At 66.2% G+C, this 25,737-nt stretch carries 17 protein-coding genes; 11 read left to right on the forward strand and 6 right to left on the reverse strand.

Features of this window, described 5'->3' with window-relative positions; genetic code table 11:
* Positions 1-34: 34 nt before the first annotated feature.
* A complete protein-coding gene (locus ACLB1G_RS26915) occupies positions 35-2,482 on the reverse strand; it encodes a TIM-barrel domain-containing protein (protein ID WP_491630350.1) in 2,448 nt (815 codons plus the stop codon).
* A gap of 162 nt (positions 2,483-2,644) precedes the next feature.
* Here ACLB1G_RS26915 and ACLB1G_RS26920 point away from each other — a divergent pair, with 162 nt between their 5' ends.
* Genes ACLB1G_RS26920 through ACLB1G_RS26930 form a run of 3 tightly spaced genes read left to right on the forward strand, consistent with a single transcriptional unit; the run spans position 2,645 to position 7,342 of the window.
* Complete coding sequence (locus ACLB1G_RS26920) at positions 2,645-3,976, forward strand: MFS transporter (protein WP_491630351.1); 1,332 nt, start codon at positions 2,645-2,647, stop codon at positions 3,974-3,976.
* A gap of 56 nt (positions 3,977-4,032) precedes the next feature.
* Entirely contained in the window at positions 4,033-5,664 is a 1,632-nt protein-coding gene (locus tag ACLB1G_RS26925) for an alpha-D-glucose phosphate-specific phosphoglucomutase (protein WP_491630352.1), read from the forward strand.
* A gap of 25 nt (positions 5,665-5,689) precedes the next feature.
* Positions 5,690-7,342, forward strand: coding sequence for an alpha-amylase family glycosyl hydrolase (locus ACLB1G_RS26930; RefSeq protein ID WP_491630353.1), 1,653 nt, complete (start codon positions 5,690-5,692; stop codon positions 7,340-7,342).
* A gap of 1 nt (position 7,343) precedes the next feature.
* Here the strand turns inward: ACLB1G_RS26930 and ACLB1G_RS26935 are convergent, their stop codons facing one another.
* Complete coding sequence (locus ACLB1G_RS26935) at positions 7,344-8,048, reverse strand: GntR family transcriptional regulator (RefSeq protein WP_491630354.1); 705 nt, start codon at positions 8,046-8,048, stop codon at positions 7,344-7,346.
* Between the two features lie 163 nt (positions 8,049-8,211).
* Here ACLB1G_RS26935 and ACLB1G_RS26940 point away from each other — a divergent pair, with 163 nt between their 5' ends.
* A complete protein-coding gene (locus tag ACLB1G_RS26940) occupies positions 8,212-9,450 on the forward strand; it encodes an SGNH/GDSL hydrolase family protein (RefSeq protein WP_491630355.1) in 1,239 nt (412 codons plus the stop codon).
* A gap of 37 nt (positions 9,451-9,487) precedes the next feature.
* Positions 9,488-12,478 (forward strand): glycoside hydrolase family 2 protein, encoded by a 2,991-nt coding sequence (locus ACLB1G_RS26945; RefSeq protein WP_491630356.1) that lies wholly within the window; start codon positions 9,488-9,490, stop codon positions 12,476-12,478.
* Between the two features lie 101 nt (positions 12,479-12,579).
* Here the strand turns inward: ACLB1G_RS26945 and ACLB1G_RS26950 are convergent, their stop codons facing one another.
* The gene (locus ACLB1G_RS26950; protein ID WP_491630357.1) at positions 12,580-15,327 is read right to left on the reverse strand and encodes an alpha-1,6-glucosidase domain-containing protein; all 2,748 of its coding nucleotides are present in this window, start codon (positions 15,325-15,327) and stop codon (positions 12,580-12,582) included.
* A 95-nt stretch (positions 15,328-15,422) separates the two neighbouring features.
* Complete coding sequence (locus ACLB1G_RS26955) at positions 15,423-16,994, reverse strand: POT-type proton-dependent oligopeptide transporter (protein WP_491630358.1); 1,572 nt, start codon at positions 16,992-16,994, stop codon at positions 15,423-15,425.
* A gap of 173 nt (positions 16,995-17,167) precedes the next feature.
* Between ACLB1G_RS26955 and ACLB1G_RS26960 the strand changes: the two genes are divergently transcribed.
* Both ACLB1G_RS26960 and ACLB1G_RS26965 read left to right on the forward strand, forming a co-directional pair.
* On the forward strand, positions 17,168-18,796 hold the full coding sequence (locus ACLB1G_RS26960) for an alpha-glucosidase (protein ID WP_491630359.1): 1,629 nt from the start codon (positions 17,168-17,170) through the stop codon (positions 18,794-18,796).
* A 194-nt stretch (positions 18,797-18,990) separates the two neighbouring features.
* Positions 18,991-20,868, forward strand: coding sequence for a glucokinase (locus ACLB1G_RS26965; protein ID WP_491630360.1), 1,878 nt, complete (start codon positions 18,991-18,993; stop codon positions 20,866-20,868).
* A 29-nt stretch (positions 20,869-20,897) separates the two neighbouring features.
* On the opposite strand, the gene ACLB1G_RS26970 is transcribed toward ACLB1G_RS26965, so the two are convergent.
* Positions 20,898-21,641: a MerR family transcriptional regulator gene (locus tag ACLB1G_RS26970; protein ID WP_491630361.1), complete on the reverse strand. Its 744-nt coding sequence runs from the start codon at positions 21,639-21,641 to the stop codon at positions 20,898-20,900.
* 152 nt (positions 21,642-21,793) lie between these two features.
* On the opposite strand from ACLB1G_RS26970, the gene ACLB1G_RS26975 reads away from it, so the two are divergent.
* The gene (locus ACLB1G_RS26975; RefSeq protein ID WP_491630362.1) at positions 21,794-22,321 is read left to right on the forward strand and encodes a PadR family transcriptional regulator; all 528 of its coding nucleotides are present in this window, start codon (positions 21,794-21,796) and stop codon (positions 22,319-22,321) included.
* Between the two features lie 345 nt (positions 22,322-22,666).
* A complete protein-coding gene (locus ACLB1G_RS26980) occupies positions 22,667-23,458 on the forward strand; it encodes an SDR family NAD(P)-dependent oxidoreductase (RefSeq protein WP_491630363.1) in 792 nt (263 codons plus the stop codon).
* 13 nt (positions 23,459-23,471) lie between these two features.
* Here ACLB1G_RS26980 and ACLB1G_RS26985 read toward each other — a convergent pair whose 3' ends face one another.
* A complete protein-coding gene (locus ACLB1G_RS26985; RefSeq protein WP_491630364.1) occupies positions 23,472-23,996 on the reverse strand; it encodes a hypothetical protein in 525 nt (174 codons plus the stop codon).
* A 141-nt stretch (positions 23,997-24,137) separates the two neighbouring features.
* Between ACLB1G_RS26985 and ACLB1G_RS26990 the strand changes: the two genes are divergently transcribed.
* Both ACLB1G_RS26990 and ACLB1G_RS26995 read left to right on the forward strand, forming a co-directional pair.
* Positions 24,138-25,037 (forward strand): 2-dehydro-3-deoxygalactonokinase, encoded by a 900-nt coding sequence (locus ACLB1G_RS26990; RefSeq protein WP_491630365.1) that lies wholly within the window; start codon positions 24,138-24,140, stop codon positions 25,035-25,037.
* 4 nt (positions 25,038-25,041) lie between these two features.
* Complete coding sequence (locus ACLB1G_RS26995; protein ID WP_491630366.1) at positions 25,042-25,671, forward strand: 2-dehydro-3-deoxy-6-phosphogalactonate aldolase; 630 nt, start codon at positions 25,042-25,044, stop codon at positions 25,669-25,671.
* Positions 25,672-25,737 lie beyond the last annotated feature (66 nt).

Here is a 25,737-nt window from a genome sequence, read left to right on the forward strand (position 1 = left end):
CTATCGTTCGGTTTTTGCCATCTTTTGCAGATGCTTATTTGGTACCCAATGCGATCGTCACCTTTCGGCTGGCGGCCGCGCTGGCCGGCAGCTGCACCTGCAGCAGCTTGGTGCTGGCGTCCCAGGCGTAGTCCACCTTCTTGCCTTCCACGCTGACAGCGGCCGGGCGGTTATGGATGTTATGCACCTGCAGGGCGATGCTGCGCTGCGGGCGCTGGTAGGCCTTGCCGGTTTCGGAGCGCAGCGTCAGCGCCAGCTGGCGGCCCTGCAGCTTGCTGGCGAAGTGCAGCAGCTCGTACTTGCCCTGCTCATAGGCGTTTGCGGTCTCGCCATCGTCGTCATACAGCTGGCCGCTGGCGCTGGCTACCGCGCCATCGTGCCAGTAGTGCAGCTCCAGCTCGCGGGTCGAGTAATCGCGCGTGGTCTGCACCACCTTGGCCAGCGGGACGAAGGCGCCGGCGCGCACGTAGACCGGGATGTGTTCGGGGACCAGCGCCACGGTCTCGGTGGCGCCGCCGGCGTGCTTCTGGCCGGTGTAGAAATCGTACCAGGCGCTGCGCGCCGGGAAGTACACTTCCTGTGTGGTGGCGCCCTTGGCCAGCACCGGCGTCACCAGGAAATCGGGACCCCACAGGTAGCTGGACGACATGGCGCGCGCCTTGGGATTGTCCGGCTCCTCATACACCATGGGGCGCATCAGCGGCATGCCGCTGCGGCTGTTCTCGAAACCCAGCGTGTAGTTATACGGCAGCATGCGGTAGCGCAGGCGCACCGCCTCGCGCGCCAGCGCCTTGGTGCGGGCCTCGCGGTAGACCGGCTCGGACGGCACTTCCTCCTGCGCGTGCGGGCGGAATACGGGCTGGAACACGCCGTACTGCAGCCAGCGCGTGTACAGCTCATCGTCCAGCACCGGGTTGGCGAAGCCGCCCAGGTCGGAGTGCATATAGCCCACGCCCTGCATGCCCATCTGCAGCGAGATCTCCGGCTGCGAGTGCAGCCCGCCCCAGCCGCGGTCGACGTCGCCCGACCACGGGATGATGCCGTAGCGCTGCGTGCCCGAATACCCGGCGCGCATCAGGATGAAGGGGCGCTCGTTGGGGAAGTCCTTCTTGTAGCCGTCCGCCACCAGCCCGGCCCACTGGTGGCCGTAGATGTTGTGCAGCTGGTCGGCCGTGCCGGTGGCGTGCCGCAGGCCGGTCGGGTGCACTTCCGGCTCGCCCAGGTCGCCCCATACGCCCACCACGCCTTTCGCATGCAGGCCCTTGTAGATATCCCACAGCCAGTCCTTGCCCCTGGTGCTGAAGATGTCGATCAGGCCGGTATTCCCGAAGAAGAATTCATACGTCATGGGCTGGCCGCCGGCGTCCTTGGCCAGGATGTCCCGGTCCAGCGCCTCCTGCCAGCGCAGGGAGGTGTTGACGATGAAGGGTTCGGAAATGAGCACCGTCTTCACGCCCTGCTGTTTGAAGTCGGCGATCATGCGTTCCGGCTGCGGGAAGTTGTCCCGGTCGAAGGCCAGGTTGCCCATGGTGCCCTTGACCTCCTTGCCGAACCAGAACAGGTCGAACACGATGGCGTCCAGCGGGATGTCTTCCTTGAGGTAGGCGTTGACGGTATCGCGCGCCTGCTGCTCGTTGCGGTAGCCGAAGCGCATGGCGAAGTTGCCGAAGGCCCAGCGCGGCGGCAGCGGCTGGCGGCCGGTCAGGCTGGTGTAGTTGGCCACCACGTCGGCCCAGCTGTCGCCGGCCACCACCTGGTAGGTCTTGCGTCCGCCTATGGTTTCGTAGCGCAGCGTGTTGTCATGGCGGCTGTCGAAGTCCAGGTAGCCGGTTTGCGGATTATCGAAGTGCAGGGCGTACAAGCGCGAGGACAGCGCCAGCGGCATGGTGTAGTTCAGCAGCGGCGATTTCTCGCCATAGCCGTAGTCGGCCTTGTTGTACAGCGTGTAGCGCTGGCCGCGCCGGTTCATGCCGACCGCGCGCGCACCGGCGCCATACAACGCTTCCTCGCCATCGAGCGTGAATTCCAGCGCTTCCAGTTCGCGGTCCTGGCCTTTGTTGATATCCTTGTGGCCGGTCGCGGCCTGGTCGATGACGCGGACGTAGCCGCGCTTTTCCGCCACCAGCGGCTTGCCCTTGTAGGCGTAGGCGATCTGGAATGGCGACTTGGTGATGGTGACCGTGATGCCGCCCGTGGTGTACACGATGGCTTGCGCGCCCTGGATCAGCGTGGCCTTGGCGGCGCCCGGCGCCAGCACCACGGCGTGCGAGGCCGGATCGAAGGTCTCTCCCTTGGGAATGAAGGAGGCTTCGACGATGGCCGGCGAGTAGGGCTTGATCAGGTAGGCGCCGTCGCTGGTGCGCAGTTCCAGCACATTGCCGTGTTGGCTAACCGCCTCCAGCTTGCGCTCGGCGTTCTGGGCCAGGACGACCGGACTGGCAAAGGCCAGGGCCAGGGCTGCGTGCAGGGTGTGCTTGTTCATGTGGGCGGGCGTCTCACTCTGATTTATGTTGTCTGACTACATTTGACTACCTGGTAAGGCGTCAAAACCGGCGTAATAGCTGGATTTTACTATGAAGTCCCTGTCATTGACACAGCAATACTGTCGTGTTATTTTGCTACAAATTATCCGGAGACCCGCAGTATGCAATCGTCCAGCAGCAAGCCCATCCTGTCGTTCTGGCAGCTTTGGAACATGAGCTTCGGCTTTTTCGGCATCCAGTTCGGCTTTGCGCTGCAGAATGCCAATACCAGCCGCATCTTTTCCACCCTGGGCGCGAATCCGGATGACCTGGCCCTGTTCTGGCTGGCTGCGCCGGTCACCGGCCTGCTGGTCCAGCCCATCATCGGCTACCTGAGCGACAATACCTGGCACCCGTTCTGGGGGCGCCGCCGTCCCTTCTTCTTCATTGGCGCCATCCTGGCCTCGCTGGCCCTGTTCCTGATGCCCAATTCCACCGCGCTGTGGATGGCTGTGGCCGTGCTGTGGCTGATGGATGGCGCCATCAACGTCTCCATGGAACCGTTCCGCGCCTTCGTCGGCGACAAGCTGGGACCGTCGCAGCAGACTGCCGGTTTCGCCATGCAGACCTTCTTCATCGGCTGGGGCGCGGTGATCGCCTCGCTGCTGCCGACCATCTTCTCCGACTTCCTGGGCGTGAGCAATGTGCCGGTCAATGGCGCCATCCCGGACACGGTGCGCTATTCCTTCTACAGCGGCGGCGCCATCTACGTGCTGGCCGTGATGTGGACCGTGTTCACCGCCAAGGAGGAACCGCCGGAAGACATGGCGCTGTTCCGCGCCGAGCAGAAACAAGGCATGGCGCACGCGCTGCGCGACATCCTGGGCGGCTTCACCCGCATGCCCAAGACCATGGCGCAGCTGGCCGTGGTGCAGTTCTTCACCTGGATAGGCTTGTTTGCGATGTGGATCTACACCACCTCGGCCATTGCCGACAACGTGTTCGGCACCACCGATGCGCAGTCGGCCGCCTTCCAGGAAGCCGGCAACCGCGTGGGCGTGATGTTTGCCGTGTACAGCGGCGTGTCGGCGCTGGCGGCTTTCCTGCTGCCGGTGCTGGCGCGCCACACCAGCCGCCGCTTCACCCACATGCTGTGCCTGATCATCGGTGGCATCAGCCTGATGAGCATCTACGCCATCCACGACCTGAACGGGCTGTTCCTGCCCATGGTGGGCGTCGGCATCGCCTGGGCCAGCATCCTGACCATGCCCTACGCCATCCTGGCCGGCGCACTGCCCGCCAAGCGCATGGGCTACTACATGGGCGTGTTCAATTTCTTCATCGTGATCCCGCAAATCGTCAGCGGCCTGCTGCTGGGCTTTGTGACCAAGCACCTGTTTGGCGGCCACACCGTCAAGACCCTGATGCTGGGCGGCCTGTGCATGCTGGTGGCGGGCGTGCTGACCATGATCGTCAAGGATAATGCGGCAGTGGAGCGTCGCTTGGCCAAGTAAATCATGTAATATTGTTCCCGTGGCAATTTTTTGCAATTCACCCATGCGGAGCGATCATGACAATATTAACGGTTAGTACCACCCCCTTCCCGGGCCAGAAGCCGGGCACTTCCGGCCTGCGCAAGAAGGTCACGGTGTTCCAGCAGCCGCACTACCTGGAAAACTTCGTGCAGAGCGTGTTCGACACGCTGGGCGACGCCAGCGGCAAGACCCTGGTGGTGGGCGGCGACGGCCGCTACCACAACCGCACCGCCATCCAGACCATTTTGCGCATGGCGGCCGCGCATGGCTATGCGCGCGTGCTGGTGGGGCAGGGCGGCATCCTGTCCACCCCGGCCGTGAGCGCCGTGATACGCAAGCATGGCGCCGATGGCGGCATCGTGCTGTCGGCCAGCCATAATCCGGGCGGCCCGGACGGCGACTTCGGCATCAAGTACAACATCACCAATGGCGGCCCGGCCCCCGAGAGCGTGACCGACGCCGTGTTCAAGCGCACCGAATCGATCAGCCAGTACCGCATCAGCGACGCGGCCGAGATCGACCTGCAGCGCCTGGGCAGCACCACCATCGAGCAGACCGAGGTGGTGGTGATCGATTCCGTGGCCGACTACGCGGAACTGATGCAGCAGCTGTTCGATTTCGACGCCATCCGCGCCCTGTTCGCGCGCGGCTTCACCATGCGCTTCGACGGCATGGGCGCGGTCTCCGGGCCCTACGCGAAAGCCATCATCGAAGGCTTGCTGGGCGCCCCGGCCGGCACCGTGATCAACGGCGTGCCGCTGGAGGATTTCGGCGGCCACCATCCCGATCCCAATCCCGTCAACGCGGCCGAGCTGATCGCCCTGATGGCGGCCGACGACGCGCCCGACTTCGGCGCCGCCTCGGACGGTGACGGCGACCGCAACATGATCGTCGGCCGCAGGTTCGACGTCACCCCCTCGGACAGCCTGGCCATCCTGGCCGCCAACGCCACCGTGGCGCCGGGCTACAAGAACGGCCTGCGGGGCATCGCGCGCTCCATGCCGACCTCGCAGGCGGCCGACCGCGTGGCCGAGGCGCTGGGCATCCCGGCGTTTGAAACCCCGACCGGCTGGAAGTTCTTCGGCAACCTGCTCGATGCCGGCCGCGCCACCCTGTGCGGCGAGGAGAGCTATGGCACCGGCTCCAGCCACATCCGCGAAAAGGATGGCCTGTGGGCCGTGCTGTTCTGGCTCAACCTGCTGGCCGTGAGCGGCAAGTCGGTGCAGGAGATCGTCACCGAACACTGGGCCCGCTTTGGCCGCAATTACTACTCGCGCCACGACTACGAGGCGGTGGACGCCCACGCGGCCAACGAGCTGATGGCGTCGCTGCGCATCAAGCTGGCCACCCTGGCCGGCACCAACCTGGGCAATTACACGGTGGATTTCGCCGACGATTTCGCCTACACCGACCCGGTCGACGGCTCGGTAGCCAAGCAGCAGGGCATACGCATCGTGATGACGGATGGCTCGCGCGTCGTCTTCCGCCTGTCCGGCACCGGCACCGAAGGCGCCACCCTGCGCGTCTACCTGGAGCGCTACGAGGCCGATCCGACCCAGCACCACCTGCCCACCCAGCAGGCGCTGTCCGCATTGATCTTGATCGCCGAGCAGGTAGGCGGCATTTCCGGATGGACGGGGCGCACGCACCCGACTGTCACCACCTAGTACCCCAAAGAGAGGACGAGACAGCATGAAATGGACACCCCTGGCAATGTCGCTGACACTGGCGCTGGGCGCCGCAACCCTGGGGGCGGCGGCCGCCGCGCCGGTGGCCCCGGCAGCGAAGGCGCCGTTTTCCTGGCAAAACGCCACCGTCTATTTCGTGCTGACCGACCGCTTCAGCAACGGTGACCAGAGCAATGACCTGGCCTACGGCCGCCAGGCCGACGCCGCACCCCTGCGCGGCTACCTGGGCGGCGACCTGAAAGGCTTGACCCAGAAAATCCGCGAGGGCTATTTCGACAGCCTGGGCGTGACCGCCATCTGGCTCACGCCGCCGGTGGAGCAAATCCACGCCGGCACCGACGAGGGCACCGGCAAATCCTACGGCTTCCACGGCTACTGGGCATCCGACTTCACGGCGGTGGACGCCAACCTGGGCACCGAACAAGACATGCGCGAGTTCGTCCAGACCGCGCACCGGCACGGCCTGCGCGTACTGCTGGACGTGGTGATGAACCACACCGGCCCGGTGACCGAGGCCGATCCGGTTTGGCCGGCCGGCTGGGTGCGCACCGAGCCGCAATGTACTTTCAAGAGCGCCGAGACCACCATCAGCTGCACCCTGGTGAAGAACCTGCCGGACATCCGCACCGACAGCGACCAGCCGGTCGAACTGCCGCCTGCGCTGGCCGCCAAGTGGAAGAAGGAAGGCCGCTATGCGCGCGAGATGCAGGAGCTGGACCAATTCTTCCAGCGCACCGGCTATCCGCGCGCGCCGCGCTACTACCTGATGAAATGGCACGCCGACTGGGTGCGCAAGTACGGCGTGGACGGCTTCCGCGCCGACACCGTCAAGCACGTGGAAGCGGGTGTGTGGAAGGAGTTGTACACGGTGGCCAGCGCCGCCTACGAGGACTGGAAGCGCGCCCACCCGCGTGAAAAACTGGGCGACGACCAGTTCTTCATGACGGCGGAAGTGTACAACTACCGCATCGCCGACGGCCTGCAGCACGACCTGGGCGACCGCAAGGTGAACTACTACGACAACGGCTTCGCCAGCATGATCAATTTCGGCCTGGTGGACGACGCCAGACAGGGCTATGAAACCTTGTTCAGCAGCTATTCGGCCAGACTCAATGGCGAGCTGCGCGGACGCTCGGTGCTGAACTACCTCGATTCGCACGATTTCGACCGGCCCTTCGATCCGGCCCGCACCAAGCCCTACGAGAGCGCCACCAAGCTGCTGCTGGCGCCGGGCGCCGCGCAAATCTATTACGGCGACGAGACCGCGCGCCGCCTGGACGTGGCCGAGGCGGTGGGCGACGCCAGGCTGCGCTCCTTCATGAACTGGGAGGACCTGAACAAGAATGCCGCCATCCGCGCGCACTGGGCCAGGCTGGGACTGTTCCGCAAGGCGCACATCGCCATCGGCGCCGGGGTGCACCAGCAGCTGTCGGCCCAGCCCTACGTTTTCAAGCGCACCTATGACAGGGATGGCGTGCGCGACCAGGTGGTGGTGGCGCTGGACCTGCCGGCCGGGCAGGGCGCCGCCATCGACGTGGGCGGCGTGTTCGCCGAGGGGCGCAAGGTGAAGGACTATTATTCGGGCGGCACGGCCGTCATCAAGGGTGGCAAGGCCGTGTTCGAGAAGGCCGGGCCGGTGGTCCTGATCGCCGAGTGATCTACTGGATCGGCAGCAGGAAGTCCGGATAGCGCGCCCGCAGCGCATTCAGCTCGGACAGGGTGCCCGACAAGTGGCGGCGCACCCAGTCCTGGGCCTGGGCCGGATCGCCGCTGGCAATGGCGTGGGCAATCTCCGTATGCTCTTCCAAGATGGACCTGGCCTTGCCGTTGAGTGGCAGGTGCAGCCGGCGCAGGCGGTCCAGGTTGCCGCTGCCGGCGCGGATGCGTAGCCACAAATTGGGCAGGCCGGCCGCCTCGTACATGGCCTGGTGCAGTTCCATGTCGATGGCGGTGAAGCCTGCCAGGTCGTCCTGTTTCAGGCAGGCCTGCTGGCGCGCCACCAGGTTGAGCAGGTGCGCGGCCAGGGCGGGATTGGCTTCCTGCGCCAGCGTATGCACGATTTCCAGTTCCACCGACAGGCGCAGGAAATGCGCCTCGCGCGCCGAATCCAGGTCCACCGCGCGTACCCGCGTCACATGCTGCGGGAAGACTTCCACCAGGCGCTCCTCGTCCAGGCGCGACAGGGCGTCGCGGATGGGCGTGAGCGAGACGTTGAAATAATCTGCCAGGTCGGCGCGCGACAGGGTGGCGCCCGGCTGCAGCGACAGGGTGACGATCAGGTCGCGCAAGTGCTCATATACTTGTATCGAAGCGCTGCGCGAGCGGTCGAGTTTGAAACTGCCGGGTAGGGTGGATACGCTCATGAGCCAGTGGTAGGTCGAGGCAACTTTAAATATTAGCATACCGGGCAAGCCCGTTAGCGGGCGCCGTCCGGCCGGATCAAGTTGGTGAGCGATTGGAACTAGCCATTCCCTGCATCGTCCATAACTAATATATTAGTATTTTCTATTGGGCAGAGGGGATCGCGTGCTCCGATCATTGATATGTGGCGCCGGCTTGCTGCTGGCGCTGTCCGCCGGGGCGGAGGAAGGATCACGCTGGGTAGCCAGCTGGGGCACCGCCCTGATGCAGCCGCCTGCCGCCAGCGCGCTGCGCGAGACGGAACTGCGCGACGTCACCTTGCGCCAGGTGATGCGGCTGTCGCTGGGCGGGCCGCAGCTGCGGGTGCGCATCAGCAACCTGCTGGGCGAACAGCCGCTGGTGATCGCGGCCGCCACCCTGGGGCCTTCCGCCGGGCCGGGCAGCGCCCGGCTGGATAGTGGACAGCCGCTGGCGCTGCGTTTCGGCGGCGCCGCCGGCGTGACGGTGCCGCCGGGCGAGGAGCGCCTCAGCGATCCCCTGGCGTTCTCCGCCGGCGCTGGCCAGGATGTGGCGCTCTCCCTCGATTTCACCGCCATCCCCTCCAGGCAAAGCGTCCACGTAGCGGCGCACGCCACCCAGTTCGTGGCGCCCGGTGACCAGAGTGCCCGGGCTACGCTGGAAGGCGGACGCGCCGTCACATCCTGGTTCCAGGTGGGCGGCATCGAGGTGCTGTCCTCCGCCCTGGCCCTGGTGGCGGCGGGCGATTCCATCACGGATGGCTCGGGTTCCGGCAAGGATGGCAACGAGCGCTGGACCGATTACCTGCAGCGGCGCCTGCGCGACCAAGGGCAGGGGCCGCTGGCGGTGATTAACAGCGGCATAGGCGGCAACCAGATGCTGCGCGACGATATCGGCCAGAACCTGCTGGAGCGCTATGAGCGCGACGTGCTGGCGCGGCCCGGCGCCGCCCACATCCTGGTGCTGATCGGGGTGAACGACCTCGGGCGCCTGCACCGCGGCGGCAAGGAGACGCCGCAATCGCGGCTGGAGCTGGTCGCCCGCCTGCAGGCAGGCTGGCAGCAGCTGGCCGAACGCGCCCACGCGCGCGGCCTGTGCTTCTACGCCGGCACCATCACGCCCTACGGCGGCAGCACCCTGTACCGTCCCGAACCCCAAAATGAGGAAGACCGCCGCGCGCTGAACGACTGGCTGCGCGCCTCGCCTCTGTTCGACGGCGTGGCCGATTTCGACGCCGCCGTACGCGACCCGGACGCGCCGGACCGGCTGCAGGCCGCGTTCGACTCAGGCGACCACCTGCACTTGTCGCCTGCCGGCTACCGGGCCATGGCGGACGCGGTGCCGCTGGAGCGGATCAGGGACTGCAAGCGGCTGGCCGCCCCCTGATTTCTCCCTGCATTCACATCACCCTTCTGGAAGCCACATGAGCACACTACCCTCGACCACTGGCCAAGCCAGGCCCGCGCTGGCCGTACTGACGGCATTGGCGGCACTGGTGGCGGCCGCCCCGGCCACCCCTGCGCAGGCGCGCGACGTCTACAACTTCAACCCCGGCTGGCGCCTGGCGGTGGCCGATCCGGCCAACGCGGCCCAGGCCGGGTTCGACGACAGTGGCTGGAAGGCCGTGACCCTGCCGCGTGCCTGGAATGAGGACGACGCCTTTGGCAAGGACATCACCGACCACTCGACCGGCATCGCCTGGTACCGCAAGCACTTCACCCTGCCGGCGTCGGCGCGCGGCCAGAAGGTGTTCCTGGAGTTCGAGGGCGCGCGCCAGGCGGCCGAGGTGTACGTCAACGGCAAGCGCCTGGGCCTGCACGAAGACGGCGTGACCGCCTTTGGCTACGACATCAGCGATGCGCTGGTGGAGGGCGAGAACGTGGTGGCGGTCAGGACCGACAACAGCTGGGACTACCGCGAGGCGGCCACCAGGCAGCGCTACCAGTGGTCCGACAAGAACTTCAACGCCAACTACGGCGGCCTGCCCAAGAACGTGCGTTTGCATGTGGCGGACCGGCTGTACCAGACCTTGCCGCTGTATTCCACGCTGGGCACCACCGGCGTGTATGTGTATGCGCGCGAGTTCGACATCGCCGGCAGAAGCGCCGCCATCCACGCCGAATCGCAGGTGCGCAACGAGCGCCCGGCGGCCGCCACCTTCACCTATGAGGTGGTGCTGCGCGACGCGGATGGCAAGCAGGTGGCGAAGTTCGCTGCGCCGGCGCAAACGGTGGCGGCCGGCGCCACCGCCGTGGTCAAGGCCAGCGCCAGGGTCAAGGGCCTGAACTTCTGGAGCTGGGGCTACGGCTACCTGTATAAGGTCGAGACCACGCTCAAGGTGGATGGCAAGGCGGTCGACACAGTGGTCACCCGCACCGGTTTCCGCCAGACGGACTTCAGCCAGGGCATGGTGAGGCTGAACGGCCGTGTGCTGCAGATGAAGGGCTATGCGCAGCGCACCTCGAACGAATGGCCGGCGCTGGGCATGTCGGTGCCGGCCTGGCTGAGCGACTACAGCAACGGCCTGGCGCTGTCCAGCAACGCCAACCTGATACGCTGGATGCACATCGCGCCATGGAAGCAGGACGTGGAATCGCTGGACCGCATTGGCCTGATGCAGGCCATGCCGGCCGGCGACTCGGAGGCGGACGTCACAGGCCGCCGCTGGGAGCAGCGCATCGCCGTCATGCGCGATTCCATTATCTACAACCGCAACAATCCCAGCATCGTGTTCTACGAGAGCGGCAATAAAGGCGTGAGCGAGGAGCACATGCGCGAGATGAAGGCGCTGCGCGATCAGTTCGACCCCCATGGCGGGCGCGCCTCGGGCAGCCGCGAAATGCTGAGCGCAAAGCTGCAATCGGTGGCCGAGTATGGCGGGGAAATGTTATACATCAATAAGAGCGCGCGCATTCCGATGTGGGCCATGGAGTATTCGCGCGACGAGGGCGCGCGCAAGTTCTGGGATGAGCTGTCGCCACCCTTCCACAAGGATGGCGAGGGCCCGCTGTACAAGAACCAGGATGCCAGTACCTACAACCGCAACCAGGACAGCCACGCCATCGAGGACGTCAAGCGCTGGTACGACTACTGGCGCGAACGGCCAGGCACCGGCACCCGCGTCAACAGCGGCGGCGTCAACATCATTTTCTCGGACAGTAACACCCACCACCGCGGCGCCGAAAACTACCGCCGCAGCGGCGAGGTGGATGCCATGCGCATCCCCAAGGATGGCTATTACGCGCACCAGGTGGTGTGGGATGGCTGGGTCGATATCGAGCAGCAGCGCAGCCACATCATCGGCCACTGGAACTATGCGCCGGGCACGGTCAAGACCGTGACCGTGGTGTCCAGCGCCGACCGGGTCGAGCTGTACCTGAACGGCAAGCTGCTGGGGCAGGGGCGCCAGAGCGAGCGCTTCCTGTTTACCTTTGACGACGTGGCCTGGCAGCCGGGCGAGCTGAAAGCCATCGGCTACGACGCCAGGGGCAAGCAGGTCTCGCAAGCGGTGCTGGTGACGGCCGGGGCGCCGGCTGCGCTGCGCCTGACGTCCACCGTGTCGCCCAAGGGCTGGCGGGCCGACGGCGCCGACGTGGCGCTGGTGCAGGTCGAAGTGGTCGATGCGCAGGGGCGGCGCAATCCGGTGGCGCTGGACCGGGTGAAGTTCGACCTGCAGGGGCCGGCCGAATGGCGTGGCGGTATCGCCCAGGGGCCGGACAACTACGTGCTGGCGCGCGAGCTGCCGGTCGAGGGCGGCGTCAACCGGGTACTGGTGCGCAGCACCACGCAGGCCGGCAAGGTAGTGCTGCGCGCTTCGGCCGCAGGCCTGGCGCCGGCCGAGCTGGCGCTGGACAGCAAGCCCCTGGTGGTGGAGGGCGGGCTGGCGAAGGAGCTGCCAGCGGACGGGCTGCCGCTGCGCCTGGACCGTGGGCCGACGCCGGCCACGCCATCGTTCAAGGTGTCGCGCGTGGCGGTGGCGGTGGCTTCCGTGGAAGCAGCCAGCAATGCGGCCGACGCGCTCAAATCCTATGACGATGACGAGACCACCTCATGGTCCAGCAAGCCGGGCGAAGGTGCGCCGGCCATCACCTACCACCTGGCCGAAGCCGCGACGCTGAAGGAAATCTCGCTCAAGCTGTCCGGCTGGCGCGAGCGCAGCTACCCGTTGCGGGTGTATGTGGACGGGATGGAGGTGTACAGCGGGATGACGCCCAAAAGCCTGGGCTACGTGACGCTGCCGCTCAAGCCGCATCGCGGCAGCAGCGTGAAGGTGGAACTGAACGGCGCGGCCGACGAAAGCAACGCCATCAAGTTAACCGAAGTGGCCAACCAGGCCAACGCCGACACCGGCGCCAACCGCACGCCCAGGGGCGCGCTGTCCATCGTGGAAATCGAGTTCTACCGCGCCCCCTAAAACCCGGGGTCAGATCTCTCATTAGTACATGAGCTAGCTTTGCGAAGCGAACTCTTGTGCTATTGAGAGACCTGACCCCGGTTTGTGCTCCCGGTTTGGGGTTATGGTTCGACGAACACGACGGCGGTGCGCGGCGGGATGGTGAAGCTGCCGCTGGCGCTGTCGTAGCGGGCGCCCTGGGCGGGGCGCCGGTCAGCTGCTTGCGGCGCCGTGTGGACCGGGTGCAGGCGGTAGGCGCGGCCCTGCGCTTCGGGCGCCGTGATGCTGTGCGCCTTGGTATCCACGTTGATCAGGTAGACCAGCGATTTGTATCCCGCACCGGCGTAGCCCTCGCCGTCCAACTGGGCCGCCACCACGGTGGGCTCCTGCTGGCGCCCGGTGTTCAGGAAGCGCAGGCGCTGTTCGATGTCACTGGCGCTGCGCAGGCGGAACAGGGTGCTGCTGGAGCGGATGGCCAGCAGGTCGCGGAAGGCGTCGCGGGCCCAGGCGATATCGGCTGGCGCCGGCTTGATGGCGGGATTGCGCAGCAGCGGCTTGATCAGCGCGTAGTCCTTGCCATTGTCCTGCGCTGGCGGCGCGCCCACGCCGTAGTAGTTGTCGCGGTAGCTCCAGTCCAGGCGGTTGAACCAGTCGCCCGATTCGAAGCTGTTGCGGTCCAGCGACTTGGAACGCAGGATGTCAAACCCCGCGTGGAAGTAGGCCACGCCCTGGCTGAAGGCGTTGATGGCCGCGCCCAGCATCTGCACCCGGGCGCGTTCGCTGGCGCTGGTATCCTGCGGCAGCTTGAAGGCGTTGATATCGTACAGGGTCTGGTTGTCGTGATTCTCCACGTAGTTGACGGTTTCGCCTGGCTCGCTGGCGTAGCCGGCCGGCTGGCCGCCGTAGTCCATGTCCTGCAGCCGGCGCGTGTAGCCGTCGGCCGTGGCCAGTTCGTAGCTGCGGATGGAGCCGGCCAGGCCCACTTTCACCATGTCCGACGCGCGCAGTAGCTCTTCCATGGGGCGCTGGCCGGCCTGGTCGTTGGGAGCATTGGGTGCATACGCCAGGCCGTTGATGTAGCCCTGCCTGGTGATGAGGTCCAGGCCGGAGTCGCCGGCGCCGCCGCCGCGCACGGCGTCGCGCGCGCGGTCGCTGAAGGTGCCGATGCCGCTGCCGTTCAGCGACAGCTGCGAGGCCTGCACGAAGCGGGCGCCATCGGCCACTTCGCCGAAGTTCCAGCCTTCGCCGATCAGGTTGACGTGGCGGCCGCTGTAGTCGTCCACGCGGCGCTGCAACTGTTCCATCACGGCGCGCGGCTGGTGGCCCATCAGGTCGAAGCGGAAGGAATCGATCTTGTAGTGCCTGGCCCACAGCGCGGTGGAATCGATCATCAGCTTGGCCATCATCAGGTTTTCAGTGGCCGTGTTGTCGCAGCAGGTGGAGCGTTCGATGGCCCCCTTGGCGTCCAGGCGGTGGTAATAGGCGGGCACCACGCGGTCCAGCACCGATTTCTCGTTCTGCCCGGCGATATAGGTGTGGTTGTAGACCACGTCCATGCCCACCCGCAGGCCGGTCTTGTGCAGCGCTTGCACCATCTGGCGGAATTCGATGATCCGGCGGGCGCCGTCGGCCGGATCGCTGGCGTAGCTGCCTTCCGGTGCGTTGTAGTGGTAGGGGTCGTAGCCCCAGTTGTAGCAATCGGTGTAGCGGGTCTTGGCCACCAGTGCCTGCTGGACTTCGCTGTCCGGGGCCGCTGCGGGCACCCTGGGCGTCACGCAGCCACGCTCCGGCACGCTGCCGATGTCATACACCGGCAGCAGGTGGATGTCGGTGATGCCGGCCTTGCTGAGCGCGGCGAGGTGCTTCATGCCGTTGGACTGCAACTGCGTGAAGGCCGTGTATTTGCCGCGTTTGCGGGCGCTGACGGTGGCGTCGTTGATGGAAAAGTCGCGCACGTGCAGTTCATACACCGTCATGTCGGTCTGCGCCTGCACCCTGGCCGGCGCGGGCGTCCGGTCCCAGCCTGCCGGCTTGAGCGCGGCGGCGTCCAGGTCGGCGATGTAGCTGCGTCTGGAATCCGTGGTCAGGCTGATCGAATAGGGATCGGTGACCATGTTGCGCACCAGTCCCGCCGACGGCGCCACCACATCCACCACATACTGGTAGTAGCGGCCGGACAGGTCTCCCGCCTGGCTGGCGCTCCAGGCGCCGGTGGCGGCGTCCAGGGTCATGGGGATAATGCTGCGCGCCTTGCTGCCGCCCTGGTCGTACAGGCATAGCGAGACTTGCTGCGCGGTCGGCGCCCACAGCTTGAAGGCGGTGCGCTCGCGGCTGACGGTGACGCCGTAGTCCCGGGCCTGGGCCGCGCCGGCGTACCAGTCGTCCAGCGCGCCGGCGATCTGCAGGGCGGTGGCGTCTTTCACTGTACCGTCTTCGGCTTCCAGCACCAGCATGGCCTGCTGGCGCAGCAGTGCGGGGACCCGGGCCAGGCCGGCTTCGGGGATGGACAGCAGCGGGCCGGCGCCGGTGAACCGGAAGCGGCGCGCCACCTCGTCCGGCAGCGCGCCGTCCAGGCTGTCCAGCGTCAGCGCGCCATCCGCGCCCGATACTTTGGCGCCGGGCCTGGCGTCCAGCGCGGCCTGCGCCGAATAATAGAGCTTGAACACGCCGTGACCTGCCGCGCCGGGCCACTTGATGATCTGGCGGTTCAGCCAGTAAGCGCGCGCCTCGGCGGCCGGGGCCTGGTGCAGGACGGTGGCGAACGGCCCGTCGCACACGGCCAGGAGGGGCGTACCGGCCGCCAGCGCCACCGGTCCCAGCACCACCGCGCCGCTCAGGAATACCCCCGCCGTCAGCTTTACACCGCCCATATCATCGTCTCCAGTAGGTAGTGGAGCTACAAAATACTCCACTTATGGTCTAAATCCGGCGATATGGTAAATCAAATCGTGTAGTTTAGGTACGCTCAAGCGCTGCGGTAATTATCCACCATCCGGTAGCGCAGGGCGTACAGGCCGAAGGCGACGGCGGTCACTAGGGCGAAACCGGCGAAGAAGAACATCTGGAACGCGCCCACGCTCATGCCGCTGCTGGCGATGTGGGCGCTGACGGCATCGTTCTTCACGCCCGCGTTCACGATCAGCACCCACAGGTTGCCCACCGTGACCGCCAAATACCAGAAGCTGAGGATGATGCCCTTCATCGAGGCCGGCGCCTGGCTGTAGGCGAATTCCAGCCCGGTGGCCGACACCAGCACCTCGCCCAGGGTCAGCAGCACATACGGCAGCAGCTGCCACAGGATGGAGACCGGCGCGCCGCCATCCATCTCGATCTGTATCAGCGCCACCGCGATCCAGGCCGCGCCGCTCAGGGCGATCCCGGCCGTCATGCGGCGCAGGGGGGTGGGTTCCACGCCCAGCTTGCGCATCAGCGGGAACAGGGCGAAGTTGTTCAGCGGGATCAGCAACAGCACCAGGATGGGGTTCACGGCCTGCATCTGCGCCGGCAGCAGGGTGAACTCGAAGCCGAAGATGGACAGCAGCGGCGAGTGCATGCTGTTGGCCTGCACGATCCAGGTGGAAGCCTTCTGGTCGAACAGGGACCAGAACGGCGTCACCAGGGCGAACACGATCAGGATACGCAGCACGGCGCGCACGCCTTCCACCGCCTCTCCGGCATGCTGGCCGCGGGCCCGCTCCAGCTGCATGGCGGTGCCGGCGCCGCCAAAGGCCAGCAGCAGCACCAGTGCCAGGCAGGCGGCGATCACGAAGCCCCATTGCGGCGTCATGGCCAGCGAACCGATGGCGCCGGCGGCGCCGACGGCGGCCATCACCAGGCCGGGACGCGACTGGCCCGGCTGATGGCTGAGCAGCGCCGTGCGCGCCACCTTGAAGAAGGAATCCGGATCGGCCGCCGGCGGCTTGACGTACACATACTTGTGGCGCCCCAGCCAGAAGGCCAGGGTGGCCACCGCCATCAACAGGCCCGGGATACCGAAGGCGATGCCGGGACCGTAGTCGCGCAGGAACACCGGCATCAGCAGGGAGGCGAAGAAAGAGCCGAAGTTGATGGTCCAGTAAAAGAAGTCGTACACGCCCTTGGCGCGGTTCTTGTTGGTCTGGTCGAACTGGTCGCCCATGAAGGCCGCCACCAGCGGCTTGATGCCGCCCGAGCCCAGCGCGATCAGGAACAGGCCGAAGTAAAAGCCGTGCGGATGGTCCTCGAAAATGGCCAGGCAGGCGTGCCCAACCACGTAGATCAGGCTGAACCACAGGATGGTGTGGTACTTGCCGAACACGCGGTCGGCCAGGAAGCCGCCCAGCAGCGGGAAGAAGTACACGCCGATCACGAAGGTGTGGAAGATGTGCTTGGCCTCGCCGGCGCGCTCGGCCAGCGGCAGGGACAGCAGCATGGTGCTGATCAGGAAGGGCGTGAGGATGTTGCGCATGCCGTAAAAGCTGAAGCGCTCACAGGCCTCGTTGGCGATGATGTACGGGATCTGGCGGGGCAAAGGCCCGTTGCCGGCTGCTTGCTGCATGGATGCTCCTGTAGTTTGACTACTGAATTTTGTGTTTAAATATCGCAGGCTATGATTAAGCTTTTGATTTTATTAGTGAAATCGCGTTTTTGGCGGATTCCGGGATTCATTGAAAAATCCATATGTGTGATGTATATTCTCTACAAGCACCTCCTGGCTCCCCCAATTCTCTTATGACTACGATTAATACTCAAGCCGCCGAACAGTGGTATCGCGACGCCATCATCTACCAGGTCTACCCGCGCAGCTACCTCGACACCAACGGCGACGGCATCGGCGACCTGCCCGGCATTACCGCGAAACTCGATTACATCGCCTCGCTGGGCGTGGACATCGTGTGGATCTCGCCGTTCTTCAAGTCGCCCATGAAGGACTTCGGCTACGACATTGCCGACTACTGCGATGTCGACCCCATGTTCGGCACCCTGGCCGACTTCGACGCCCTGGTCGCCAAGGCGCACAGCCTGGGCCTGAAGATCATGATCGACCAGGTGATGTCGCACACGGCCGAGGCGCATCCCTGGTTTGCCGAGAGCCGCTCCAGCCGCGACAATCCCAAGGCCGACTGGTATGTGTGGTCCGATCCGGCGCCGGACGGCAATCCGCCCAACAACTGGATGTCGGTGTTTGGCGGCTCGTCCTGGCAGTGGGACACGCGCCGCCGCCAGTACTACCTGCATAACTTCCTGGCCAGCCAGCCGGACCTGAATTTCCACAACCCCGAGGTGCAGCAGGCGCACCTGGATGCGCTGCGCTTCTGGCTGGAGCGCGGCGTGGACGGCATCCGCATGGACGCCTGCAACTTCCACTTCCACGACCAGGAACTGCGCAGCAATCCGCCCGCCACCACGCGCGACACCGCCACCGTGTCGGACGTGAACCCCTACGGCATGCAGGCCCACATCTACGACAAGAGCCGCCCCGAGAACCTGCCTTTCCTGCAGAAGCTGCGCACCCTGCTCAACGAATACAATGCGGTCGCCATCGGCGAAGTGGGCGCCGACGATTCGCTGGCCGTGATGGCCGAGTACACGGCCGGCGGCGACAAGCTGCACATGGCCTACAGCTTCAACCTGCTGGTGCCGGCCCTGTCGGCGCCCTACATCCGGGCCCAGGTCGAGGCCTTCGAGGCGCGCGTGCAGGGCGGGGTAGCCTCCTGGTCGGTCGGCAACCATGACGTGCAGCGCGTGGCGACCCGCTGGGGCGGGCCGCAGGCGCCGCTGGCCTTCTCCAAGATGATCCTCGCCATGCAGCTGTCGCTGAAAGGCACGCCCTGTTTGTACCAGGGCGACGAGCTGGCCTTCCCGGAAGCGGACGTGCCCTTCGAGCTGCTGCAGGACCCCTACGGCATCACCTTCTGGCCTGAGTTCAAGGGCCGCGACGGCTGCCGCACCCCGATCGCCTGGACCGACGGCGAGCACGGCGGCTTCACCACCGGCACGCCGTGGCTGCCGGTGTCGCCCGGGCAGAAGGCGCGCGCCGCCTCGCTGCAGGAGGGCGATCCCGAGTCGCCGCTGAACTTCGCCCGCAACATCATCGCGTGGCGCCGCAAGCTGCCGCAGCTGACCCGCGGCGACATCGTGTTCTTCGACGCGCCGGAACCGGTGCTGGCGCTGCGCCGCGATCTGGCGGGAGAGCGCAGCATCATCGCCGTGTTCAACCTGGGCGCCGAACCGGTGAACTTCGCGCTGCCGCAGGCAGCCGGCGCCGAGAAGCTGGAAGGCCACGGCCTGCCGGGCGAACTGGCCGGCACGCAGTTCACGCTGCCGGCCTACGGCGCCTGGTTCGGCTACGCGGCCTAAGAACCCGTTTAAAATGACCATGGCGTCGTTGCGGCTCCTCGCCGTGCAGGCGCACTGTCTTCGGAGCCGCGCCTCGCCCTGCTCATTTTGAAACGGATTCCAAGCGGATAAGCAAGCGGCCACAAGGCCGCTTTCCTTTTTCACATCGACTATTTCGGGTATCCTTGCCGCTTACTGTATAAACTGAATCGACAATGAAACAAGCTGACGTGGACCAGAAACTCCATCGCGCCGCCTTTGCCGACGGTCCGCGCCTCCTGGCCGACATCGGCGCCACCCATGCGCGCTTCGCGCTGCAGACGGCGCCGGGCGAATTCCACGCCGTGCGCGTGCTCAAGTGCGACGACTACACCGACATCGTCGCCATGGTCCGCTCCTACCTGTCCGACCATGCGGACCTGAACCTGAACCACGCCGCCTTCGCGGTGGCCAACCCGGTCAGCGGCGACCAGATACGCATGACCAACCGCGACTGGGAATTCTCCACCGACGAAGTGCGCCGCGCGCTCGGCCTGCACACGCTGCTGGTGGTGAACGACTTCACGGCCCTGGCCATGTCGCTGCCGGGCCTCAAGCCGTCCGACCTGATGCAGGTGGGCGGCGGCCGGCAGGCCGGCAATTCCGTCATGGGCGTGCTGGGTCCGGGCACCGGCCTGGGCGTGTCCGGCGTGATCCCCACCGTGGACGGCTTCGTGACCCTGGGTTCCGAAGGCGGCCACACCAACTTCGCGCCGGCCGACGAGCGCGAATACGCCATCCTGCAATACGCGTGGCAGACCTGGTCGCACGTGTCCACCGAGCGGCTGATCTCGGGCCCGGGCATGGAGATCATCTACCGCGCCATTGCCAAGCGCAACGGGCGCCAAGTGCGCGACCTGACGTCGCAGGAAATCATGTCCGGCGCCCTGACCGACAAGGACCCGCTGTGCCTGGAAGTGCTGGAATGCTTCTGCGCCATGCTGGGCGGCGCCACAGCCAACCTGGCCGTCACGCTGGGTGCGTTTGGCGGTATGTTCATCGGTGGCGGCATCGTGCCGCGCATGGGCGACTGGTTCGCCAGCTCGCCGTTCCGCGCCCGCTTCGAAGCCAAGGGCCGCTTCACCAGCTACCTGGCCGAGATCCCGACCTATGTCATCACCACGCCCAACCCTGCCTTCTACGGCGTGGCCACCATTTTGTCCGAGCACCTGCGCGGACGCAGCGGCGCCAACACGCTGATGGAGCGCGTGCAGCACCTGCAGCACGAGCTGACCCCGGCCGAGCAGCGCGTGGCGCAGCTGGTGCTGGAGCAGCCCCGACTGGTGCTCAACGAACCCATTGCCGACATCGCGCGGCTGGCCGAAGTGAGCCAGCCCACCGTGATCCGCTTCTGCCGCTCGCTGGGCTTCCTCGGCCTGGCCGACTTCAAGCTGAAATTCGCCAGCAGCCTGACCGGCGCCATTCCCGTGCGCCACAGCCAGGTGCGTGTCAGCGACAGCACCCACGACCTGTCCGCCAAGGTGATCGACAACACGGTGTCTGCCATCCTGAAATTCCGCGACCAGCTGGACGTGCGCTCGCTGGACAAGGCCATCGCGCTGGTGGCCAAGGCCAAGCGGGTCGAGTTCTACGCCATGGGCAATTCGCGCGTGGTGGCGCTGGACGGCCAGCACAAGTTCTTCCGCTTCCGCATCCCGACCGCTGCCTATGGCGATTCACATTTGCTGGCGCTGGCGGCCGAGCTGCTCAACCCGGGTGACGTGGTGATCGCGATCTCCAATTCCGGCAAGCTGCCGGAGCTGCTGGAAGCGGTGGACTCCGCCCGCGCGGCGGGGGCGGACGTCATCGCCATCACGTCCAGCAATTCGCCGCTGGCCAAGAAGGCCAGCGTATGCCTGGCGGTCGACCACACGGAGGACAGCACCACTTTCCTGTCCATGATTTCGCGCATCCTGCAGCTGCTGCTGATCGACATCCTGTCGGTCGGCATTTCGCTGGACGCGCAGAACGGCCGCGTGGTGGTCGAACGCAAGGCCAAGGGCGCTCCCCAGGCCGACACGCCGCGCCTGCTGATTTCCCACCTCGACGTGTGACGGCTGCGGCGGGCTTCAGGCATCCAGCCTCAGGCCCGCGCCGCCACATAGTGTTCCACCGCCTCGACCATGAAGGCGGCCAGCTGCGGGTGCAGCTGGTCGAAGTTGGCCTTGAAGCGCGGGTCGTCCACGTAGATGCGGGCCAGGCCGTTCAGCTGGGCCAGTTCCGGTGTCCAGAAGTGTTCCAGGTGGTCGCGCCAGCGCTGTACGATGTCCTGCACCGCGTCGCTGGCCGCACCCTGGGGCATGGCGGCCACCATGTCCGCATACACCGCGTTCCCTTCGGCCATGATGGCTTCCTGGGTCTGCGCGCCATAGCCCTTCCAGCGCCGGTTCGAGGCGCGTACTGTCTCGGCATCGTAGCGCTGTTCCGCTTCATGCGCATACTGTTCCTGCTCCGGTTTGTTCAGGCCGGAAAATAATCCCTTGCTGTCCATGCTGTGCTTTCCTTTCAGGTGGAGGATGGTGCCGTCCACAGTCGCGATCAGCTCCCGCAGGCGGCCGGCCTGGCGCGCCAGCGCTTCCTTGTGGCTGAGCAGGGCCGCCATGACGTCGAAGTCCGGGCTGCCCATGATGGCGCGCACCTCGGACAGCGGCACGTCCAGCTCGCGGTACAGCAGGATCTGCTGCAGCCGCAGCTGCGCCGCCTCATCGTAATAGCGGTAGCCGTTGGCCCCGACGCGGGCCGGCTTGAGCAGGCCGATCTCGTCGTAGTAGTGCAGGGTGCGCGTGGTGACGCCGGCCAGCCGGGAGAGTTGTTTGACTGTGAGCATGGAAAGCAGGATGGGGTATCACGTGGCGTGAGGGTCAAGAAAATTATATGAAAAAGTCCTTGAACTCTGCCAAAAACGGTTTAAGATATATCTTACTAAGTTATATCTTACTAAGTTATATCTTACTTGGTTATATCTTAAAAGGAAAAGACATGTTCAACTTTCATCACCATCACGGTTTCCACCATCCCATGCACGGCCACCACCACGGGGGCGGCCATGGCCGGGGACGCGGTCCCAAGATGTTCGACGCCGGCGCCATGCGCTACGTGGTGCTGCAGCTGATCGCGGAAAAGCCGCGCCACGGCTACGACATCATCAAGGAGCTGGAACAGCGCGCCGGCGGCGCCTACACGCCCAGCCCGGGCGCCATCTACCCGCTGCTGGCCATGCTGGTGGACATGGGCCACGTCGAGGTCACCCTGGACGGCAACAAGAAGCTGCACACCATCACCGCCGAGGGCGAGGCCTTCCTGGCCGGGAACCGCCAGCTGGTGGACGCCGTGCTGGCCCGCATGGGCGAACCGGCTGCGGCGCGGGGCGACCTGCGCAGCCACATGCACGCGCTCAAGGAAGCGGTGATCAAGCAGGCCCGCAACGGCACGCCCAGCCCGGAAAAGCTGGCGCAGATCGAAGCCATCCTGAAACGCGCCGCCAGCGAGATCGAGCAATTGGCCTGATCATGGTGGCTTTGCCCAGAACAACACGATGAAGCTACCGCTGGGTTGCGGCCGCGCTGACGGTGTTCACCGTGCTGTGGATAGGGACGGTGAAGGCGCGCCCCTTCAAGGTAGCGTAAGAACCCGTTTCAAAATGACCATGGCGTCGTTACGGCTCCTAGCCGTGCAGGCGCACTGTCTTCGTCGCCGTGCCTAGCCCTGCTCATTTTGAAACGGGTTCTAAGTCCATCCCCGAAAGGGTGGCGCCACGGTTTTTCCGCATCGGCCGGGCGGCAGAAGACGGGCGCGCGACTCCTTGCTACAGTGGGTGGGCAGCCAATCCGGCGCACACCAAGGAGATACGATATGGACTTGCAACTCGGCGGCAAGCTGGCGCTGGTCAGCGGCAGCACGGCCGGCATAGGCTATGCGATCGCGCACACCCTGGCCCAGGAAGGCGCCAGCGTGATCGTCAACGGCAGGACGCAGGCCGGGGTGGACGAGGCGGTGCAGCACATCCGCGCCGACACCCAGGGCACGGTACACGGCTATGCGGGCGACCTGAGCCAGGCTGCGGCGGCGCAGGAAGTGGTGCAGCGCTATCCCGGCATCGCCATCCTGGTCAACAACCTCGGCATCTTCGAGCCCAAGGCCTTCGAGGATATCCCCGACGAGGACTGGATGCGCTTTTTCGACGTCAACGTGCTGAGCGGCGTGCGCCTGGCGCGGCTGGTACTGCCGGCCATGAAGCAGGCCAACTGGGGCCGCATCATTTTCATTTCCAGCGAAAGCGCGGTGCAGATCCCCACCGAGATGATCCACTACGGCATGACCAAGACGGCCCAGCTGGCGGTGGCGCGCGGGCTGGCGGAATCGGTGGCGGGGACCGGCATCACGGTCAACAGCGTGTTGCCGGGGCCGACCAAGTCGCGCGGTGTGGGCGACTTTGTGGAAGACCTGGCCAAGGCGGACGGCAAGAGCTTCGAGCAGGTCGAGGCGGAGTTCTTCGTCCACGTGCGCCCGACCTCGCTGATCAAGCGCTTCGGCACGCCGCAGGAAGTGGCCTCGCTGGTGACTTACGTGGCCAGCCCGCTGTCCTCGGCCACCACCGGCGCCGCGCTGCGGGTCGATGGCGGCGTGGTGAAAAGCGCGTTTTGACGCTGCAGGCGGCTCAGCCGCCGGCGCTGGTGCGGCGCTCGGGGTGCTTCTCCTTGCGCCAGCGTTCCAGCGTCAGGGGCTGGTCGCTGTCGGCGTCGTCCACAAGGATTTCATCGTCGCTGGTGGACACCAGGAAGCTTTCCCAGCGCTGCACCGAGTCGGCGTCGTTTTCCACAAAGCTCAACTGCCAGTAGCGCTTGCCCTTCCAGTCGCGCGGGGCCGGATCGTATTCCAGCAGCGCGCCATGCGCCTTTCCTCCCGACGATTTCTCCAGCCGGGCCGACCAGGCCTGCAATTCCGGCAGCGCCATCAGCGCGGCCATGCCCTGTTCCTTGCTGCGGGTGGCGGGCGCCACCGGGGCCGCCGGAGCCACTGGCGCCGGGGCGACCGGCGCCTTGGCCGCAGCGGCGGCTGCCTTGGCCTGGTCCGATTGTACGAAGCGCACGCCGATCAGATAAGAGCCTAGGATGGAGCCTATCAAGGCTGTCGCGGCGCCGATGATGACGAATTTCTTGAGCGGGGAAGGGGGATGGTTCATGCGCTGCATACTAAACCAAGACCAGCCCCCCGGCAATCTTGGGGCTGGTATGGATATGCCATTTGGTTATGGGGCTGTCCAAATATTTCATTGGATTGTTATCCCGGAATTCTTTACCATATGCCCGCAGGGAGACCATTGATGACCGACACCATATTGGCAATAGACTGGGGCACGAGCAACCGCCGCGCCTACCTGATAGACCGCGCCGGCGCCTGCCTGGCCGAATACGACGATGCGCAGGGCATGCTGGCAGCCAAGGGCCGCTTCGGCCCGGCCCTGGAAGAACTGCTGGCCGCCATGCCGTCGGCCGCCGGCTCCCCCATCCTGATGTCCGGCATGGTGGGCAGCGCCTCCGGCTGGCAGGAAGTGCCCTACCTGGACAGCAGCGTGCCGCTGGAGCAGCTGCCGGCCCACCTGGCGCCCCTGAACGATCCCGCATGGGCCGGCCGCGCCTACATCGTGCCCGGCTATGTGTACCGCCAGGGCGCCGAGATCGACGTCATGCGGGGCGAGGAAACCCAGCTGCTGGGCGCCGTGGCCCTGGGCCGGCGCGACGGCTGGCTGGTGCTGCCCGGCACCCACAGCAAGTGGGTGCTGCTCAAGGATGGCGTGATCCAGTCCATCGCCAGCTACATGACGGGCGAGCTGTTTGCCATGCTGTCGGCCGGCGGCACCCTGTCGTCCATGATGGGCGGCGATGGCAACAATCCGGAAGCCTTCGTGGCCGGCCTGGAGCAGGCCCGCGCCCATGAACCCCTGTCCAACTCCCTGTTCCGCGTGCGCGCCCGCGTGGTGGCCGGCGCCATGCCCGCCGCGCAAGCCCCGGGCTTCGTCAGCGGCCTGCTGATCGGTAACGAATTCGCGGCCGCCGCCGCCGGCCAGGCGCGCAGCGTGGCCATCATCGGTTCGCCCGCGCTGGCGGCCCGCTATGCCGTGGCCGCGCGCCACTTCGACCTGTCCTGCGAGGTGCTGGACCCGCATGAGGTCTACCGCGCGGCCGTGTCCACCTTCATCCCCACATTCATCCAACAAGGTTGATGCCATGACTATTCAAGCTCCCCAGGCACCCGAGGTGCCGCTGGTCGCCATCCTGCGCGGCCTGGCGCCGCAGGAAGCGGCCGCCGTCGGCCAGGCGCTCTACAATGCCGGTTTCCGCGCCCTGGAAGTGCCGCTGAACCGCCCCGGCGCGCTGGAAAGCATCGCCATCCTGAACGACACCCTGCCCCAGGGCACCCTGATCGGCGGCGGCACCATGCTGACCGTCGAGCACGTGGAAGCGGTGCACGCGGCCGGCGGCCGCCTGCTGGTCTCGCCCAATTGCGTGCCGGCCGTGATACGCCGTGGCGCCGAGCTGGGCATGTATTGCGCGCCCGGCGTGGCCACCCCGACCGAAGCCTTCGCGGCGCTGGACGCGGGCGCCCACGCGCTCAAGCTGTTCCCGGCCGAGATGGTCGGACACGGCGGCCTGAAAGCCCTGCTCAGCGTGCTGCCGGCCGGTACCCCGCTGTGGCCCGTGGGCGGCGTGGCGGTCGACAACATGGCGTCCTGGGTACGCGCCGGCGCCACCGGCTTCGGCATCGGCGGCTCGCTGTACAGCCCGGGCGTGACGGTGGAAGCGCTGGCCGAGCGCGCCGCCGCCTTCGTGGCCGGCTGGCACGCGGCGCGCGCCTGAATCTCTCACCGACTTGATCACCCTGCGCGGGGGGGGGGGGGGGGGGGGGGGGGGGGGGGGGAGGGA

The sequence above is a fragment of the Duganella kummerowiae genome (assembly GCF_053572355.1).